Here is a 15,041-nt window from a genome sequence, read left to right as displayed (position 1 = left end):
CGCTCCGGCTGAAGCTTCGCATGGCCAGCTGTTTGGACAGCGGCTGGATAATCGGTTTGAGCTTCGGTTCGATACTCGGTTCGGGACTCTGTTTGAGCCTCTGTTTGAGACCCTGTTCGAGACCCTGCTTGAGCCGCTGCTTGAGCCCTCATTTCATCTTCCATCATTCAGCCTCCCCCTACAAAGTGGACCAGCTCGATCTTCATTCCATCCGCCAGCCGATGGCGGCTCCAATCCCCACGCGCCAGGATGATTCCATCCGCTTCGGCGACAATCCTCTGGCCGGATAGGCCGTGGGACTCGACCAGCTCCTGAAGCGTCGATGAGTGCGTTAGGATTTCCTTGCCGTTCAATGTGAGCCGAAGCGGATTGCCCGGAAGGGAAGCAGCTCCAGATGAGTCGGTCAGACCGGCTGCAGCTTCGCTTGCGGCAGCGATCAGGCTCCGCAGCTCGCGGCAGACAGCTGCGGGATCGGAGCTGCCGACAACCGCGGAGACGGCGCACAGCCTCCTCGCCCCCGCGGCGAGCACCTCGCCCGCATTGCCGGGATGGATGCCGCCGATGGCTGTCCATGGGATGCGCACATGACGGGCCGCCTGGCGGACGTAATCCAGCGTGACCGCCGCCCGGCCCGGCTTGGTCGCCGTCGGGTACACCGGCCCGACTCCGATATAGTCGGCGCCAGCCGTCTCGGCCTTCATGGCCTGCTCCAGGCTGTGGGTGCTGATGCCGACGATCCGTTCCGCACCGAGCAGCTCCCTCGCATCGGCGATGGACATATCGTCCTGCCCGAGATGAACGCCGTCGGCCTCGGCTTCAAGCGCGAGCAGAGGATGGTCGTTCACGATGAACGGCACTCCGTACTCCCTCGTAAGCCTGCGCAGCATCCCCGCTTTTTCTCCCAGCTCCCGCAGCGAAGCTTTTTTGTCCCGCAGCTGCAGGATATCCGCTCCTCCTTCAAGCGTCTCCCGCATTACATCCTCCAGCCTTCTTCCGGGATGGCAGCTCTCGCCCGTAATGACGTACAGGCTGAACTCAAGCTTCTTCATCCTTGGCCTCTCTCTCCGGCGCTTCCGCGCCCAAATAATGACGACACCATTCCCAAGCCGTGTCAGCGTCCGCTGCGCCTTGCGCAAGCACTCTGCCGTCCGGGAACACAACGAGCTTCCCGTTGTCCGGGAGCACTGCCCGCAGCAGATAAGGATTGAGCGTCAGCCGGCAGCCCAGCCTCTCCAGCCTCTTCTCATACCTTCCGGGTTCGGCAGGCTCCAGCTGCAGCTGGAACGTATCCCGGCCGCACAGAACGGCTGTGTGCTGGCGGCGGCTGCTTCCGGCTGCTTCCGAGGCTGCTTTCGGAAGGAACTCTCGCCCTGTTCCCCATAGAGAATCCGCTTCATCACCCTCCCGCCAAGCATCCTGCGTTCCCGGACGTGTCCCTTCCCCGCTCCGTTCCTGCACCGCTCTTGCGCAGCCGCAAATCGTGCAGAGCCTTGACGGTCCGGGCAGCTTCGTCTCGCGCATCGCGTATGGCCACACAGAGGCAGAGACGAGCGTGCGGCGCATTCCTTCCCTATCGCCTGCCAGCCACTTGAGCGCTTCAGCCGCCTGCAGCGCGGCGACCATCTCCACGGCCGGCGAGATCATGCCCGCCGTCTCGCAGGTCTGTCCGCTCTCCTGCTCCTCCTCGCCGCCGATGAGGCAGCGCAGGCAGCAGGTCGCGCCGGGAATGAGCGGAGCGCTCATCCCGGCCGCCCCGGCGACGCCGCCGTACAGGAACGGAATGCCGGCACGGAAGCAGTAATCGCTCAGTACAAGCCTGGCCGCGGCATTGTCCGTACCGTCAAGCACCAGATCGCACCCGCCCGCGATCTTCTCCAGCAGACCGGGAGCCATGAAATCGGCGGCAAACGCCTTGAGCTCAACCATGCCGTTGATCCGCCTCAGCTTCCGTGCGGCGGCCTCCGCCTTGGGAAGCGCCAGCCGCGCATCCTCTTCGTCGAACAGCATCTGCCGCTGCAGATTGCTGAATTCCACGTAGTCGCGGTCGGCAAGCCGCAGCTCGCCTACCCCTGCCCGAGCCATATGCTGCGCCAGCGAAGCTCCGAGCGAGCCGGTGCCGGCGACAAGCACGACGGCCTGGCCGATCCGCCGCTGCCCTTTCCAGCCGATGGGAGCGAAGCGGATTTGCCGGGAATACCGTTCCTGAATGGCGTCTTGCGCCTCGAATCGGCTTGTTGCCGCCGGATCAAGCATAGATGCTGCCGCCTCCGGCCTTGAACGCCTCCGCCTGCTCCTTCATGCCCGCCTCGATCGCCTCCGCCGTATCCAGCCCTTCCCTCTCCGCGTAATCCCGAATGTCCTGCGTGATCCTCATGCTGCAGAACTTCGGCCCGCACATGGAGCAGAAATGCGCGCTCTTGGCGCCTTCCGCAGGTAGCGTCTCGTCGTGGTAGCCCATCGCCCGCTCGGGATCCAGCGACAGATGGAACTGATCGCGCCAGCGGAATTCGAATCTGGCCTTGGACAGAGCGTCGTCGCGCTTTCGGGCCTGCGGATGGCCCTTGGCGAGATCGGCGGCGTGCGCGGCGATCTTGTACGTGATGACGCCTTCCTTCACGTCCTCCCGGTTCGGCAGTCCCAGATGCTCCTTGGGTGTCACATAACAGAGCATCGCCGTGCCGAACCAGCCGATCATCGCCGCCCCGATCGCGCTCGTAATATGGTCATAGCCCGGCGCGATGTCCGTCGTGAGCGGACCGAGCGTGTAGAAGGGAGCCTCGTCGCAGACGGCGAGCTGGCGGTCCATATTTTCCTTGATCAGATGCATCGGAACATGGCCGGGACCTTCGATCATGACCTGCACGTCATGCTTCCAGGCGATTTTCGTCAGCTCGCCGAGCGTGTCCAGCTCCGCGAACTGCGCCTCGTCGTTGGCGTCCGCGATCGACCCCGGCCTCAGCCCGTCGCCGAGCGAGAAGGTCACGTCGTAGGCTTTCATGATTTCGCATATATCCTCGAAATGCGTATACAGGAAGTTCTCCCTATGATGGGCGAGGCACCAGGCCGCCATGATGGACCCTCCCCGGCTGACGATGCCCGTAACGCGCTTCGCTGTCAGCGGCACATATCGGAGCAGCACGCCGGCATGGATGGTGAAATAATCGACCCCCTGCTCGGCCTGCTCGATCAGCGTATCGCGGAACACCTCCCAGCTGAGGTCCTCCACTTTGCCGTTCACCTTTTCCAGCGCCTGATAGATCGGCACGGTCCCGACCGGAACCGGAGAGTTGCGGATGATCCATTCTCTCGTCGTATGGATGTTCTTGCCGGTGGACAGATCCATGATCGTATCGGCTCCCCAGCGGGTCGCCCACGTCATCTTCTCCACCTCCTCCTCGATCGAGGAGGTCACGGCGGAGTTGCCGATGTTGGCGTTGATCTTCACGTGGAAATGCCGCCCGATGATCATCGGCTCGCTCTCGGGATGGTTGACGTTGGCCGGAATGACCGCTCTTCCCGCCGCGACTTCGGAGCGTACGAATTCCGCTTCCATCCCCTCCCTCAGGGCGATGAACTCCATCTCGGGGGTTACGATGCCCTGCCTTGCGTAATGCAGCTGGGTGATGTTGCCCCCTGCGAGAGCTCTCAGCGGCAGCCTGCCGGATGGCGGGAAAATATCCGCTCCCCTCTCGGCGGCATTGCCGGCGTCGGAGAATCCGTTGTCCTCGGGCTGGACGATCCGGCCCTGATAGGCCTCCGTGTCTGCCCTCTCTGCGATCCAGCCTCTTCGCATGGGCGGCAAGCCTCTCGAGACATCCGCCTCGTAATCGGTGTCCGTGTAAGGACCGCTTGCGTCATAGATTCTCAGAGGCGCATTGGGAATGGACTCTCCGCCCACCTCGCTGTCCGAGAGCGAGATTTCCCTCATCGGAACCCGGATATCCTCCCGGCTTCCCTGCATGTAGACTTTGCGGCTGCCCGGCAGCGGCTCGGTATGTATGGCCATGGAAAATCAAAAGCCCCCTTAACGGATTATGATATCCGCCAGGGGGCTGCACGCTTGGAAATGCCGGTCATGCCTTTAGTTCCCGATGGTCTGCGCCAAAAAACGCAGGCTGTCCGGGACACTCTACTGGCCGCTTCCGCCTTCATCGGCAGATTGCGGCAAGCAGATTGGGTGCGCCTATTCCTCCGCCGCCTCCCGCCGGAGGACGGCAAAAAGCCGCCTCCGGTCTGGAAGCGGCGAAAAGAGGCACAAGCCAAATAAAAGGCATGTTCGACCACTTTCCTACGCTGGCATGACCCAGATCAGGTTCGAAGGGACCAAAGCTTGCGCTTTATCTCAGCCCGTGCGGGCGCCCCTAGTGGATATCTTGGTATGACTATAAGCCGGGGTGGTGGAAGTTGTCAACCTCGTCGATTCTGAGAACAAGAAGGTAGGATCCCGATTTATCTCGATAACTCAAATATTTCATTAATAGTAAAGCCTCGAGTTGAAATTCTCCTCCAGATTCCGATAGACCGAGCCATGCATCTGCTCTAATTCTCGAACTAATTGTTCATGCTCCGACTTCGACAATGTTAGCAGCGGATACGAACCTTTCAAATGCTGCAAAAAGTCAATTCGGTACGGGGTTGGCGGATGCGTAAAATCAAGTCTTGAACCTTCAGCCCTTACGACATGGCGGATGCGTTCAAGCTCTCGTACAGGAATTTGTTCCGCATAAGCTTTCCACTCCGTGATGAAGTCTTCGGCCTGCCGAGAGAAAATAAAACGATGCAAGCAGCTCTCGAACGGACTGTCGTAATGCAATTTTTCCAGCAGCCCAATCATGGCTTGCTCGCCGCTGACTTTCACGCCAAGATAGTCGGCATAATATTCGCTGCGCTGCTTGTTGAGATGCAGCAATACGAGCACCAGACGTGCAATCGTCCATGGTATGAACGACAATGCTTTCATCAGAATATCCGATAAAAGATATAAAATGGCCATATAGCCTTCTTGAGTCGCTCCCCGAGCCGGAGTGAAAAAGTAGTACCATTGCTCCGCAGCGATATAGGCACTCCAAACATACCGATTGCGCGTGACATCATGATTGGCTCCATGAGCCGTTTCATGCGCAATTAGTGCTATTTTTTCTTGAGGGCTGCAGATAGCGAATAACGGGAGACCCAGCGTAATGACTTTACGACCTCTCCAGCCGAGCTGTGTAAAGGATGCATTGAATTCTTCATTGATCTGCACGCCATATACGCGCGAAGTGCCTAATGAATCCGAGACTGCATCAACGACTCTATATAGAGTCGGATAGTCTTCGCGGGAGATCAGGCCTTTCTTATCGACGCTACCCAAGCGAGGAACGGTAATGATCTGTATGGCTACCATCAACATGCCTATTGCCGTAGGAAACCAATGATTGGAATGGTATGCAACGATAAGCCAAACTCCGCTTATGAACATGGAGAGCGAGACCAGATGAATTATTGTCGCAACCAAATATAACAGCAGATTCGCTTTAAGCTTGTCCCGCCAGTCTCCGTTGCTGATCGAGTATTTGACCTCTTCAAGCATCTGTTCGCCTTGCCTCACGCCCAGCTTGCGGTATAACCGTGAAAATCGATCTCTCATATCAGGCGTGCGCGGTTCTATATTCCAGCCGCATTCGCACCACGACTGGAATTGCTGATCGCAGGGCACATTTTTACCACATCGCGGACACGATATCGTAGCTTGTCTGTCCAAGCCATTTAAAGACAACGAATTCATTCTGTTCCTGCTTTCTCCGGTCATCCTTATTTAAATTCCCAATAATAACCATTATATCAACTTTCTTTCCAATCTGGTAGATTAATTAATCAGCAAAAAACAGCCTTGGCCAACTAACGTTCAAGGCTGTGAATCTATTCCTCCAGCAACCCTCCCCACCGGGCAGCCGTAGCCTCCCAGGTGAACTCGGCCATGACCCGCTCGCGCCCCCGGCGTCCCATCTCCTCGCGAAGCCCCGGATCCAGCAGCAGCTGAAGCAGCCGGGCCTTCAGCTCCGTCTCTAGCCGGTCCGGCTCCACGAGAAATCCGGTGCAGCCGTCGACGATGATTTCCTTCATCCCGCCTGCTTTCGTCGCCACGACCGGCAGGCCGCAGGACATCGCCTCGACGTTCACCAGTCCGAACGATTCCCTCGCTCCCGAGGGCACGACAGCGGCATCCGCCGCCAGGAACCAGTTCGGCACTTCCGGATAAGGGACATAAGGAATGAACCGGATGTGGCGAGGATACCTCTTGCCGAGCGCCTTCAGCGCACGGCTGTACCGGGTCGTCCGATGCGAGCCGTAGTAAGGGCTTCCGACGACAGCGAGCAGCACATTCGGGTGGAGAGCGATGATATTCGGCATGACGCGCAGCAGATGATGGACGCCCTTGAGCGGAATAATTCTCCCCACGAATAGAAGCACGTCCCTGTCCTGCCAGCCCCTCTCATGCCTTAGCGCTTCCCTGCGCGCGGCTCCCTCCGGCTCCCAGCGGGAAGGAAAACGCTCCGTGTCCACGCCGAGATGAACGACTCTCAGCTTGTGCGCGGCCTCGGGAACCCGGCCTGCCACCGTATCCCGCAGGAATTCGCTGTTGACGATAATTTTTTCCGCAGCCGCAAAGCTCCTCTTCAGCCTATCCCTGCTGATGACTTTCGGTGCAATGAAGGAGGAGGAATGCAGGTTGATCCATATTCTCGCATCGGGATGGCTCCGCTTCATCTTGAGCGCATAGCCGGGACGATTCGCCACTTCGATGAGATCCGGACGGAAGTTATGGATGGCCCCGCTTACACTGCGAAGATAAGCGGATTTGTCGCCTGCGGGAAACCGTTCGCAGCGGACCCCGTCGATCTGTCCGACAGCACCGAGCCCAGCCCCCGAGCGGCCGTATATCCGGGCTTCAGCTTGCTCCGCCACTAGAGGCGCCATCTTCTCGATGACGCGTTCCACGGAGCTGCTGCCGGCTGAAGGAATGGGGAAGGAACCCGGAGTGACGAAAGCGACCTTCAGCTTCTGCAACTTGCTTCTCCCCTTCCTGCATGAAAGCTTGCTGCTCCAGCATATTCTCCGAATGGCGAACCCGAAAGGGTCACGCGTCCTGCAATGGCAGAAGCCGTGCCGTTTTAGGCTTCATCACGAAATCTCTACAATGCCTAGACCGAACGCTTTCCTGCTGTACCGGATGACTGATATCGTTTTCAAGGGATGGTTGGGCAGTTCTCAATGCGGTGAATATATACCCGCGGGTATAATATTGTCATCCTAATCCAGATTCAGATTGTAGTTTATCAAACTGAGCCAAGGAGGAAAGTCCATGAGCGCATCCCCTACATCCTTGCCCCGAACGGGCAGAGCATGGAAGGCTCTCAACACATTCTCCTTCGCCCTAGTGATCGTCATGAACGCTCTCGCCGTCCTGCTCCCTCTGGGAGGAAAAACGACCAAGGAGCTGTCCGACCAATACCCGCTTCTGCTCACGCCGCCGGGATATGTGTTCAGCATCTGGAGCCTGATCTACCTGCTCTTGGCCGGGTTCATCGTCTACCAATGGACTCCGCAGGGCAGCTCGCGCAGCAGTGTCCGGTCCATCGGCTTCTGGTTCGTGCTGAACGGGCTGGCCAACTCGGCCTGGATCGTCGCCTGGCATTTCGAGCATGTCGGGCTCAGCGTCCTCATCATGCTGATTCTGCTCGCGTCCTTGATCGTCCTCTATGCCAAAACACAGCGCCCTTCTTCGAGTGCGACGGCAGGCGAACAGCTGCTGGTCCAGCTTCCGTTCAGCATCTACATGGGGTGGATCAGCGTCGCGACGATCGTCAACGTCTCTACCTGGCTGTACAGCCTGGATTGGAACGGCTTCGGCTGGGGAGATGCGGCTTGGGCTCTGATCGGACTTGGGGCAGCCGCCTCGCTCGGCTTGGCCGTCGGCTGGATTTTCCGGGATCCCTATTATGAGCTTGTGCTCGTATGGGCCTTCATCGGCATCGCCGGGAAGGACGTCCAGCCTGCCGCGGTCTCGTCGGCGGCCTGGGCTCTTGCCGCTCTCCTCGCGGCGTGGGCCGTCCTTCAAGCCGTCCGCCGATATCGCTTCCATTCGTTGAAATAACTCCCTCATACGCCCGATTTCATTGCTTTGTCCATGCGGATGTGGCACACTAGTCGGGACGGCCTATGCCGGCATAGGTCCGCAAGAGCAGCGGACTGAGACCGCCGCATGGCTGACAGCGAAAGGACGTGAAGAGCGGAGGCATGTGGACCTGGTTATTCCGCCATATGACGGAGCTCGGATCCCGCAAATGGATTTCCCGCCTGACGGGAAGCTTTGCGAAATCCAGAGCCAGCCGGGGATTTATCCCCCGTTTTGCCCGCACGTACGGCATCCGTACCGAAGAAGCGGAGCGAGCAATCCAAGACTATGCGACATTGAATGAGTTTTTCACCCGCAGGCTGAAGCCCGGCATGCGCCCTGTGAACGATACCGCCGACATGGCGGTAAGCCCGGTCGACGCCCTCGTGACGGGAGCCGGTCCGATCCAGGACGGCACGATGCTGGGCATCAAGGGGCAGGACTATACGGTCGAGGAGCTGCTCAACGGCTCGCCCCGCATCCAGAATTATCGCAACGGCTATTATACGGTTCTTTATTTGAGCCCGACCGATTATCACCGCATCCATGTGCCGGCCGACGGCGTCATCGTGGAGCGGGAGCATCTGCCTGGACGCGTGTATCCGGTGAACGAATTCGGCCTAACGAGGATGCGCCGCGTGCTGAGCCGCAACGAGCGGCTCGTGACGTACATGACCCACAATGGCGGCGAGATCGCCATCGTCAAGGTCGGCGCGCTCAACGTCAGCAGCATCCGGTACACCGAGCCCCAGACAGCCGATGTCCGGCGCGGCGACGAGCTGGCCTACTTCGAGTTCGGCTCCACCGTCGTCCTGTTGTTCGAGGACGGCACGTTCGAGCCCCGTACAGACCTGGCCGTCGGCCTCAAGGTCAAGATGGGCGAACAGCTCGGCAAGCTGGTTTCAACCTGAACGAACGGCACCAAGCCGCCCCGAGACGGAATTTATCCGTGGGGGCGGCTTTTTTAGCCGGAGAAATGACGAACCGATCTCGAAGCAGACGGCTCTTGTCTGGAGTCATACGGCCTGATCGCCAAAACAAGCCCTGATCCGGAAAACCGGCTCAGGGCTTGTTTTGCTTTGACTCTATTCGGCCTTGAGCTTCACGACCATGCTCTTGAAATCGCCATGCAGCTGGGGAAGCGGAATGCCGTAATGCATGAGCCGGTCTCCGGCCCATGCCTTCTCCGTGCCCGGCAGCTTGGCAGCGGGCGGCTCGGCGCCCGCCGTCTTCAGCTCCTCCATCCGGTAGGAGGCCTCCGGATCGAGTCCGGCCAGCCGCAGCCTGCGCAGCGGAGCATTCGGCTCCGCCAGCGTCCGGAACCAGAATACGGCCGCTTCGCGCCGGTCCTCCGACACCATCATCCAGGCCGTCTCGTTGCCTTGGAACGGACTCTTCAGCCGGTAAAGGTCGCCAGACTGAATCAGGCTCCGCAGCTCCTTGTAAGCGGCAACCTGTCTCTTCACGATCTCTTTTTCCTGCTCGCCGAATTTGGTCAGATCGAGCTCATAGCCGAAGTTGCCCGACATCGCCACGTCGCCGCGCATTTCCAGCGAAGCCATCCTTCCGACCTGATGGTTGGGCACATCCGATACATGCGCGCCGATCGAGCTGACCGGATAGACAATGCTCGTGCCGTACTGGATTTTGAGGCGCTCGACCGCATCCGTATCGTCGCTCGTCCACGTCTGCGGCATGTAATAGAGCATGCCGGGGTCGAAGCGGCCTCCTCCTCCGGAGCAGCTCTCGAACAGAACGTCCGGGAAGGCGGCTACGATCCGCTCCAGCAGCTCATACAAGCCGAGCATATAGCGGTGGGCGACTTCCATCTGCCCTTCCGCTTCCATGAGCGCGGAGCCGATCTCCGTCATGTTGCGGTTCATGTCCCATTTGACATAGGTGATCGGACAGCTTCCCAGAATGCCGCTGATGGCATCGAACAGGTAATCCCTCACATCCTGGCGGGACAGGTCGAGAATGAGCTGAGAGCGACCTTCCGTGCGTCTGCGGCCCTCGGCATGAAGGCACCAGTCCGGATGAGCCTTATACAGCTCGCTGGCCGGGGATACCATCTCCGGCTCGAACCAAAGGCCGAACTGCATGCCGTTGCCGTTGACGCGGCGGACGAGATCCTCCAGGCCGTCCGGGAGCTTGGCGCGGTCCACGACCCAATCGCCCAGCGAGCTGTTGTCGCTGTCCCGCTTGCCGAACCAGCCGTCGTCGAGCACGAACAGCTCGATGCCAAGCTCGCTCCCCGCTTTCGCGATCGCCTCGATCTTTTCCGCATTGAAGTTGAAGTAGGTCGCCTCCCAATTGTTGACGAGAATCGGGCGCGGCTGATCGCGGAACTTGCCGCGGCAGAGACGGGTGCGGTACAGGCGGTGGTAGGCCCGGGACATCCCGCCGAGTCCTTCGGAGGAATAGACCATGATCGCCTCAGGCGTCTGGAAGCTCTCGCCGGGCTCCAGCCGCCAGGAGAAATCAAACGGATTGATGCCGATGCTTACCCGGGTCATGCCGAATTGATCCACTTCCGCTCCCGCCAGGAAGCTGCCGCTGTAGACGAGGCTGAAGCCATAGGCTTCTCCCTGCTCTTCCCCCGTATCCGCCCGGACAAGAGCGGCGAACGGGTTCTGCTGATGGGAGCTCGACCCGCGGCGGCTTTCCAGGGACGTAGCCCCGGCCGCGACGGGCCTGCGGACGACATGCCGCTCCCTTGTCCACGCGCCGGACAAGTAAACCAGCTCATAGTCCTGCTCATGGAAATCGACGCTGGCGCTGAGCGCCCGGAGAATCTTGAGGGGACGGGCGGACGGATCCAGCTGGAGCCGGGATGAGCGGGCCAGAATGCCGGCATCCTTGAATACGGTGTAGGAGAGAATGACGCTGAGCCCGGAATAGTCATCGCGCAAGACCAGCTCCAGCGTATCGGCTTCATCGTCCGATTCGGCATAGACGGCAGGCAGCCCCTCCAAACCAGGCTTGCCCTTGGAGATCGTGTACGAATCGTAGCGCAGCTCCGTGATCCGGGTCCCGTCTTCTAGCTGCACCTGGTAGGCCGGAGCGCGGAAGTCGCCCGTTCCGTACTGGGGATATTCCTGAGGCAGCGCGTCCAGGGAAATCGTCCGGTCCTCCGGGAACGGAGTCGGGGAGAAGGAAGCTCTCTCGACCCTGCTCAGCATGCTCTCGAATCCCGCTTCGTCCCGCAGACGGCGGCCCCAATACAGATGGAGAGGATAGCCGTTCACTATTTGAATGACATAGCTCATTTTGCTGGAGTATAAATGAAAGACTTGTTCCTTTTCATGGTAGATTGCCGGCATGAGAACATCCCCTATTGAATTGATTTGGCCGCTGCTCCGCAGCTTTCGCGGATGATGAGGCGGGTATTGACCATAAGCTGCAAGGAAGCCTCCCTGCCTCCGAGACGATCGAGAAGCAGATGGACAGCGGAGCGGCCGATCTCTTCCGGGAAGGCCTGGACGGTCGTCAGAGGGGGCTGGAGATACCCCGATATGTCCATGTCGTTGAAGCCGACGAGCGCCATCTCCTCCGGCACCCGGATTCCGCGTTCCTGCAGAGCCTTCAGTGCTCCCACTGCGATCGGATCGCTGCTCGCAAAGCAGGCTGTGGGCCGCTCCCCCGAATCCAGCAGGCTTTGCATCGCCGCATAACCGCCGGCCGGGCTCCATGCTGCCGTCCGAATCCACTCCTGGCGCAGCAGCCCCTTTTCCTTCATCGTCCGTTCGAACTGGACTCTCCGGAAGTCATGGAGAACACGCGGCTCCGGGCATGCGCTCATGCGGACCGGGTACTCTTCTCCCGCCAGCAGGCCGATCCTGTCGCGGCCAAGCCCCAGAAGATGCTCCAGCACGCCATTGACGGCTCCTTCAAAATTCAGCCGGACGCTGTCATGCCTGCCGTCGTCGAAGTGATTGTTGACGAGGACCAGCGGAACTCCTGGAGGAAGGAGGCGTTCCAGATCCTCCGGCATGAAGCTGCCTGCCGCGATCCAGCCGTCGACTCCGGATAGATCCGGCTCTTCTCCGCCGGTATAACGCTGGACGACAGGCTGCGGCAAGCCCAGCTCCTCCGTGCGCAGCTCCATTCCTTTGCGGATGAGCGAGAAATAGGAATCCTGCTGCTCGTCATCCGCAGATAATGTCAGCAGCAGTCCCAGCCGCTTCTTGGACGCTGTCGACTCCTCCCGGATCTTCTTCATCTGGCGCGGCTTGTAGCGCAGCTTTTCGGCGGCGGCAAAGATGCGCTGCCGTGTCTCTTCGCTTACGGAAAGCTTAGCGTCGTAGTTCAGCACTCGGGATACGGTGGCGGCGGATACCTTTGCTTCGTCGGCAATTTCTTTTAGAGTGGCCATAAACGCACATCGCTTTTAGTAAAATTTTTAGTAAATGTTTACTCAATACTTTACCAAAGATAGAGGTCGGTTACAATCTCTTCTTCCTTCCGATCAACACAAGTACGGACGGAAGCGAGGTCAGGCTTGACGGCTGCCTCCCGCATTCCCGCCAAGCTCGCTCCACTGTTCGGCGATGGCCTGCATGCCGCGGCCGATCTCTTCCTCCTCCAGGTGCGCAAACCCGAAAAGAGCGAAGCGTTCGTCCTTGTTTCCTCCGGGCTCGCCCGCAAAATAGCCGCTCCCGTCATGCCAGGCGACTCCCCTTTTTCGGCAGCCCTGCAGCAGCCGGTCGTAATCGTCTCTGCTGCCCGTCCATTCCGCATATTGATGCAGGCCTGCATCGGACGGACGGAAGCGGAATGGATTCCCTTCAAGCTCGTCGAGTCCCCGGTGGAGAGCTGCCAGCCTGCGTTTGTACTGGCGTTTCATCCTCCTCAGATGCTTGGCGTAGGAGCCTTCCGCGATGAAATTGGCCAGCGCCATCTGCTCCAGCTGCCCGGAAGCGTAGGGTTCATAAAACGCTTTGGCCTGGGCGAGCCGAGGAGCCATCCAAGACGGAACGACAGCGTAGCCGATCCTCAGCCCGCTGTACATCGTGCGGGAGAAGCTTCCCAGATAGATGACCCGTCCGTTGCGATCCATCGCCTTGAGAGGCTCGCCCAGCCTTCCCGAATAGCGGAACTCGCTGTCGTAATCGTCCTCAATGATGATCGCGCCGCGGCGCTCCGCCCAAGCCAGCCATTGCTTCCTTCTCTCGGCGGACAGAACCGTCCCGGTCGGGAACTGGCGGTTCGGCGTCAAAGCCGCTATCGCGGCATCCCAATCGCCTGGAATCGCTCCGTATTCATCCACTGCCGCCTGGATCAGCTCCGCCCCTGTCACGGAGACCGCTTCCCGGATGCCGCCATAACATGGATATTCCAGCACGATGCGCCGACCCGGCTCGGCCAGAATTTGAAACAGCAGGGCCAGCCCCTGCTTGGAGCCGCTCGTCATGACAATCTCCTCCGGAGAAGCGGCGATTCCCCTCTCCATATAGAGCATGGCGGACACCGCTTCCCTGAGCCGGAATAGACCGGAGCCGGGTATTTCCCTATAACCGTCAGGGAGATTCTCCTGCATGCATTCCCGAACGGCGGCATGAAGCGCGATCTTCCATTCCTTTACGGGAAACAAGCGGAAATCCGTCTGTCCGGACTGGAACAGCTGCTGCCCGAACGAACGGACTGCTTGCCGCGATTCAGGAGCAGCAGGAGGGTAGCCTTCTTTGTCCGCTTTCAGTTCTTCCAGCCTGTTGAACCATGCCGACATCTGCTCGGAGGGCTGCTCCACGCGCTCCAGCTTTGCCGAATGATAAGGGATCCGCTGCGCGACATACGTGCCGCTGCCCCGCTCTCCCTGAATGTAGCCTTCCGCGTACAGCATGTCATAGACCTGAGTAACCGTCCCTCTCGATATTCCGTACAGATCGGCAAGAGAGCGGGAGGACGGAAGGCGCTCCCCTTCCGTCAGCTGCCCGCTCCGGACGGCATCGCGCAGCGAATCGTAGAGAGCCGCTCTTTTGCTTCCGGATTGAAGGAAATAGCGTTCAAAAGCCAATCGAATCTCCATGCCTCTTCCTTCTCCTTGCCAAGTGGTCTATTAGAATGTCCTCTAATTGGATCTTATCTTGTATCCACTTTAGTTGTAATGTTCAGCTAGAGCAAGCACAAAGGCTTTTTTGCCCCCTGCTTCCGAAAGCACTTGGAATTGGAGCCGGTGGTCCATGGCTGCGACAAAACGGTAGGGACAGACTTAACGAGGGGGAATAGAGAATGAGAAGGAAAGAATTCGATCAAAGCCGCGATGTGATCGAGCTGGAGGCTTTCTTGAAAGAGATGACATTCGGCTTCATGGCCAGCATCCGTCCGGACGGAACTCCGGGAATAACGCCGCTTAATTTCGTGTACCACAAAGGAAATCTGTACTTCCACGGTAGCAGGGCAGGGGAAAAAATGAAGAGCATCGCGGCTTCCGGGGAAGTCAGCTTCTGCGTGGCCAGGGAGTACGCTCTGATCCCTTCCTATTTCTCGGATCCGCTCCTCGCTTGTCCGGCTACCGCTTATTTCAAATCGGTCCTCATACGCGGGACGGCGGCTCCGCTGGATGATCTGGAGGAGAAAGCCGAGGCGCTTGAAGCGATGATGGCCAAGCTGCAGCCGGAAGGCGGCTACAAAACGATCGCAGCCGAAGATCCTGATTACATCCCTCGCCTCAAGGGAGTTGCCGTCGTCAAGCTGACCGTCTCTTCCCTGTCCGCCAAATTCAAATTCGGACAAAACCTTGCCAATGAGGAACGGGAGGATATTGCCGGCCAGCTGGAGCGGCGCGGCTGTCCGTTCGATCATGAAACGGCGTCGCTGATGCGGCATTATGCCCCGGGAAATAATGACGAGCTTCAGGACTAGAGTTCTTGTCCAAGAACAA

At 59.2% G+C, this 15,041-nt stretch carries 11 protein-coding genes and 1 riboswitch; of the genes, 3 read left to right on the top strand and 8 right to left on the bottom strand.

Features of this window, described 5'->3' with window-relative positions; translation table 11 throughout:
• Positions 1-167: 167 nt before the first annotated feature.
• The 5 genes from thiE to AC06G8_RS07310 all read right to left on the bottom strand — a co-directional run bounded on the left by thiE (position 168) and on the right by AC06G8_RS07310 (position 7,050).
• The gene (gene thiE / locus AC06G8_RS07330) at positions 168-1,049 is read right to left on the bottom strand and encodes a thiamine phosphate synthase (RefSeq protein WP_480284874.1); all 882 of its coding nucleotides are present in this window, start codon (positions 1,047-1,049) and stop codon (positions 168-170) included.
• Positions 1,036-2,253: a ThiF family adenylyltransferase gene (locus tag AC06G8_RS07325; protein WP_480284873.1), complete on the bottom strand. Its 1,218-nt coding sequence runs from the start codon at positions 2,251-2,253 to the stop codon at positions 1,036-1,038. The genes thiE and AC06G8_RS07325 overlap by 14 nt, the downstream gene beginning before the upstream one ends.
• On the bottom strand, positions 2,246-4,006 hold the full coding sequence (thiC, locus tag AC06G8_RS07320; RefSeq protein ID WP_480284872.1) for a phosphomethylpyrimidine synthase ThiC: 1,761 nt from the start codon (positions 4,004-4,006) through the stop codon (positions 2,246-2,248). Before thiC ends, AC06G8_RS07325 begins: the two co-directional genes overlap by 8 nt.
• Positions 4,007-4,268: 262 nt before the next feature.
• Positions 4,269-4,373, bottom strand: a riboswitch (TPP riboswitch).
• Between the two features lie 101 nt (positions 4,374-4,474).
• Positions 4,475-5,767: a M48 family metallopeptidase gene (locus tag AC06G8_RS07315; RefSeq protein WP_480284871.1), complete on the bottom strand. Its 1,293-nt coding sequence runs from the start codon at positions 5,765-5,767 to the stop codon at positions 4,475-4,477.
• Positions 5,768-5,901: 134 nt separating this feature from the next.
• Entirely contained in the window at positions 5,902-7,050 is a 1,149-nt protein-coding gene (locus AC06G8_RS07310; protein WP_480284870.1) for a glycosyltransferase family 4 protein, read from the bottom strand.
• Positions 7,051-7,345: 295 nt separating this feature from the next.
• Between AC06G8_RS07310 and AC06G8_RS07305 the strand changes: the two genes are divergently transcribed.
• Positions 7,346-8,137: a tryptophan-rich sensory protein gene (locus AC06G8_RS07305; protein ID WP_480284869.1), complete on the top strand. Its 792-nt coding sequence runs from the start codon at positions 7,346-7,348 to the stop codon at positions 8,135-8,137.
• Between the two features lie 143 nt (positions 8,138-8,280).
• Entirely contained in the window at positions 8,281-9,069 is a 789-nt protein-coding gene (asd, locus tag AC06G8_RS07300; protein ID WP_480284868.1) for an archaetidylserine decarboxylase, read from the top strand.
• A gap of 174 nt (positions 9,070-9,243) precedes the next feature.
• Here asd and AC06G8_RS07295 read toward each other — a convergent pair whose 3' ends face one another.
• The 3 genes from AC06G8_RS07295 to pdxR form a co-directional block, all read right to left on the bottom strand.
• Entirely contained in the window at positions 9,244-11,481 is a 2,238-nt protein-coding gene (locus tag AC06G8_RS07295) for an alpha-galactosidase (protein ID WP_480284867.1), read from the bottom strand.
• Positions 11,482-11,492: 11 nt separating this feature from the next.
• Positions 11,493-12,533: a LacI family DNA-binding transcriptional regulator gene (locus AC06G8_RS07290; RefSeq protein WP_480284866.1), complete on the bottom strand. Its 1,041-nt coding sequence runs from the start codon at positions 12,531-12,533 to the stop codon at positions 11,493-11,495.
• 120 nt (positions 12,534-12,653) lie between these two features.
• A complete protein-coding gene (gene pdxR / locus AC06G8_RS07285) occupies positions 12,654-14,186 on the bottom strand; it encodes a MocR-like pyridoxine biosynthesis transcription factor PdxR (protein WP_480284865.1) in 1,533 nt (510 codons plus the stop codon).
• Positions 14,187-14,389: 203 nt separating this feature from the next.
• On the opposite strand from pdxR, the gene AC06G8_RS07280 reads away from it, so the two are divergent.
• On the top strand, positions 14,390-15,022 hold the full coding sequence (locus AC06G8_RS07280) for a pyridoxamine 5'-phosphate oxidase family protein (protein ID WP_480284864.1): 633 nt from the start codon (positions 14,390-14,392) through the stop codon (positions 15,020-15,022).
• The last annotated feature ends 19 nt before the right edge of the window (positions 15,023-15,041 follow it).

This window comes from Paenibacillus sp. SJS-P3 (assembly GCF_056711585.1).
The sequence above is the reverse complement of the archived record's forward strand: the minus strand, read 5'-3'. Positions and strand labels throughout refer to the sequence as shown.

Bases quoted from the DNA above. Each gene is read 5' to 3' on its own strand.
- AC06G8_RS07305 (WP_480284869.1), top strand. From the start codon at position 7,346: ATGAGCGCATCCCCTACATCCTTGCCCCGAACGGGCAGAGCATGGAAG.
- asd (WP_480284868.1), top strand. From the start codon at position 8,281: ATGTGGACCTGGTTATTCCGCCATATGACGGAGCTCGGATCCCGCAAA.
- AC06G8_RS07325 (WP_480284873.1), bottom strand. From the start codon at position 2,253: ATGCTTGATCCGGCGGCAACAAGCCGATTCGAGGCGCAAGACGCCATT.
- thiE (WP_480284874.1), bottom strand. From the start codon at position 1,049: ATGAAGAAGCTTGAGTTCAGCCTGTACGTCATTACGGGCGAGAGCTGC.
- AC06G8_RS07315 (WP_480284871.1), bottom strand. From the start codon at position 5,767: ATGAATTCGTTGTCTTTAAATGGCTTGGACAGACAAGCTACGATATCG.
- AC06G8_RS07290 (WP_480284866.1), bottom strand. From the start codon at position 12,533: ATGGCCACTCTAAAAGAAATTGCCGACGAAGCAAAGGTATCCGCCGCC.
- pdxR (WP_480284865.1), bottom strand. From the start codon at position 14,186: ATGGAGATTCGATTGGCTTTTGAACGCTATTTCCTTCAATCCGGAAGC.
- AC06G8_RS07280 (WP_480284864.1), top strand. From the start codon at position 14,390: ATGAGAAGGAAAGAATTCGATCAAAGCCGCGATGTGATCGAGCTGGAG.
- AC06G8_RS07295 (WP_480284867.1), bottom strand. From the start codon at position 11,481: ATGCCGGCAATCTACCATGAAAAGGAACAAGTCTTTCATTTATACTCC.
- thiC (WP_480284872.1), bottom strand. From the start codon at position 4,006: ATGGCCATACATACCGAGCCGCTGCCGGGCAGCCGCAAAGTCTACATG.